The 608-nt window shown below is 65.5% G+C and carries 1 pseudogene; it reads left to right on the top strand.

Annotated features, from left to right (window positions below):
- Nucleotides 1-77 (top strand): annotated as a pseudogene (locus H9Y04_RS45945) (IS5/IS1182 family transposase); the annotation flags it as partial.
- Nucleotides 78-608 lie beyond the last annotated feature (531 nt).

The raw sequence follows: 608 nt of genomic DNA, 5'->3' as shown, positions 1-608 counted from the left end.
TCCTGACCGATCCGTTCGGCAGGCTGCTGTGGGCCTCGCCCGCTCTGCCCGGCTCCACGCATGACCTGACCGCCGCCAGCCTGCGCAGCGCGTATCGTCGGGCCAGGTGGTGATCGGGCAGCTTGATCCCCCAATTCTTGAAGAGCCTGCTCGAATGTGTCACGGATGTCCCGCGGGTCCGCATGACGCGGCAGACCAGCGAGCTCGCACAGGGCCGGCGTGTCCATTCCAATTGCTAGTGCCTGGGCAGCGGTCATCGGCAGGTCTTCCGGACACACCTGATCCGCCTGATACAGCCACGCTGCCTCCAGCAGGGGCGGGCAAGCGCTGCGGACAGGGCTGTCAGGCTCAGATGTGTCGTCTATCGCTGCCATGATTCATACGATGCCAGCACGGCTCGCGAGAGTGCCCGGAAATTTCGACAGTCCCGGTAAACCGCCCTGCGGGCTGACCCAACTTGTGCTGCCCCGGTGACACTCCGCGACCGCTCCCCAAGATCTGTGCCAGACCCGTTACTCGCGTATAAAGCCAGGCCCATCTACGTGGCGATGGCCGTCACGGTCGAGGGCACCCCGCGACATCCTCGGAATCTGGGCCGGCGACGGCGA

Origin of the sequence: Streptomyces polyasparticus (assembly GCF_014493765.1) — a bacterium.
GTDB classification, from domain to species: Bacteria; Actinomycetota; Actinomycetes; order Streptomycetales; family Streptomycetaceae; genus Streptomyces; species Streptomyces polyasparticus.
The sequence above is the reverse complement of the archived record's forward strand: the minus strand, read 5'-3'. Positions and strand labels throughout refer to the sequence as shown.